This is a genomic window from Oscillibacter sp. MSJ-31 (assembly GCF_018918025.1).
Lineage (GTDB): Bacteria > Bacillota > Clostridia > Oscillospirales > Oscillospiraceae > Hominicoprocola.
On sequence record NZ_JAHLPT010000054.1, the window covers coordinates 1 to 2,390 of the forward strand.

The window sequence follows — 2,390 nt, forward strand, 5'->3', positions numbered from 1 at the left end:
GTATTCGCGTCGGGCGTAACTAACCGCCAGATGTCGGGAGTTCACAGCCGAAAATAGTCGGAAAAGGAAAAGCCACTACCACAGCTCTTTCAAACCTTGTAAACTGGAAAGTACCAACAACCCAGTGGAAAGGATGTGCAATGAAAGAGTTATACAGTAATGGCTTTGCATCAAGTATAGCACAAGCCATTGAAGAAATGAAAGCCGAACAGGGAGATGGTTTTTCCTTGGATCGTATCAACCTGGCGGAACTGGAGCGGCGGAGCGGTGTATCTCGAGGGAAACTGCGGCGGCTCAAGCGAAACGGATTTCAGGATCTGCCTCGCAGTTCAAAAGGCAGAAAACACGCTGCCACAAAGCTCAGTGGCTACACCGGCATTATCGACAGTTTGCTCCGGCAGGGTATCAAGAACTCTTCGGTCATACGGGATCGTCTGCGTCAGGCCGGGTTTGACGGCGGCGCAACAATCGTAAAGGAATACATCGCCTCCCACAAGCATCTCATCCCCGCCAAGCGACAGCAGATCGCACCGCAGGGCAACCGCGGGCGCCGCTATACGACCGGTCCCGGTGAAACCTACCAGATGGACTGGGGTTTCACGGATGTCCTGGATTACAACGAACAGGTTTACCGAGTGGCTTGCTTCGCCATGATCTGCCATCACTGCGGAGAATGTTACATTGAGTTTTTCCCCAATGCCAAGCAGGAAAATCTATTCATCGGTATGATCCATGCCTTCCAATACATGGGGATCCCTAGGTTCGTTCTTACCGACAACATGAAAAGTGTCATTCTCCATCGTGACTTGGAAGGACGCCCTGTATGGCAGAAGGATTACGAGACCTTCATGAAAACCATTGGTTTTGAAACAAAACTCTGCAAGCCACGGCATCCGTTTACCAAGGGCAAAGTAGAACGGCTGGTGCGGTTCGTGAAAGAGAATTTCCTCGCCGACAGAGTTTTTTACAACATTACCGATCTAAACTGGCACGCACTAGAATGGTGCAATTCACAGAACGGAACCTACCATCGTGCTGTGGACGGTGTGCCTCAGCGGCTCCACATGGAGGCATGCGGCGAACAACTTCGGCCGCTTCCGGAATTGGACGCGGTGCGCTTTTATCTCTGTCCGGAACGAAAAATCTCTTTTGACGGGTTCGTAAACTACGAGGGCCGACGGTTTGGCGTTCCTTATAGCTACCCGGGTGCAACAGCTCGGATCATGCGCAGCGGAGATACACTCTACATTTACTCTGCGGATCTGAGTTCTCTTTTGACGACTCATGATGTGACCTGGAGCCGCAGAGACAGCTTCTGCGAAGGGCAGTACGAGGCACTTCAGCAGCCTGAGGAACTGCCGACTGCTCCAGTAATGACGCGGATTCGCCAACTTCCAAAGCCATCTGGCGAACTCTCTTTTGCCAAATTTGATTTTGACGGGGAGGAACCAGTATGACACAGACCGTTTTTGAAAAGATGAAGACCGCGATCTCGGTGCTGAAGCTGGACTTCACAACCGAAGAATTCGCCACTTTTGCTGATGACCAGGAACTCTCAGAAGAAGCCATTGAGGCGGTACAAACTGTCTTTTCCTACATCAGTGAAAAGAAACAGCAGACCACCGTCCAAACGCTGCTCAAACTGAGTCGGCTGCCGAAAAAGGCGCCGAAAACCTTTGAAAACTTTGATTTTTCTCTGCTAAAGAGCAGAGACTTGGACCGGATCCGGGCATTGCCCTCCTTGGGTGCGGTTTATTCGCACCGCAATCTGGCCTTTATTGGACCGCCTGGAACAGGAAAAACGCATTTGGCGCAGGCATTTGGCTATGCCTGCTGCCAGCATGGAATGCGGGCCTATTTCATTAAGGCTTCCGAGCTGCGTGACCGCTTTACGGCCGCCAGACGCGTGGGGAAAACGGATTCCTGCCTCAAGAGCTTAGTTCGCCCATCCTGCTTGATCATTGATGAGATCGGTCATTGCGAATTCGATAAAGAGAATACGCGGCTGTTCTTTGACCTGATCGACCGTCGCTACAACAAGGAAGGCAATTTTAACATGGTTTTCACCAGCAACAAGAATCCGGCTCTCTGGCGTGAGGACTTTGATGAGGACTCTACACTTCTGTGTGCGCTGGACCGCATCTTTGATGAAGCTACGGTATTCAAGCTGCGGGGCGAGAGCTTCCGCGGGAAGAAACTGGATACAGTTTCTGTACAGACTGGCAAAGTAAAGGCCGTTGAGCTGCTGGCTGACCAGCAAGAAGAATAATATTTATTTGCCAATCTGGGTTGTTGGTACTATGAAATTCTATCGATTGGCTTCCGGTTTTCCGACAAAAAGCGGTTCGTTGCTCCCGACAAAACGGGGTCGTGAACTCCCGACACTAACA

2 protein-coding genes are annotated in these 2,390 nt (G+C 51.0%); both read left to right on the top strand.

Translation table 11 applies throughout. The features are described from left to right. The first annotated feature begins 140 nt into the window (after window positions 1–140). Window positions 141–1,457, top strand: a complete 1,317-nt coding sequence (gene istA, locus KQI17_RS13260) for an IS21 family transposase (protein ID WP_216496672.1) — start codon at window positions 141–143, stop codon at window positions 1,455–1,457. Then, window positions 1,454–2,269 carry an ATP-binding protein gene (locus KQI17_RS13265; RefSeq protein ID WP_216496673.1) on the top strand — a complete coding sequence of 272 codons (816 nt, stop codon included), beginning with the start codon at window positions 1,454–1,456 and terminating at the stop codon, window positions 2,267–2,269. Before istA ends, KQI17_RS13265 begins: the two co-directional genes overlap by 4 nt. Window positions 2,270–2,390 lie beyond the last annotated feature (121 nt).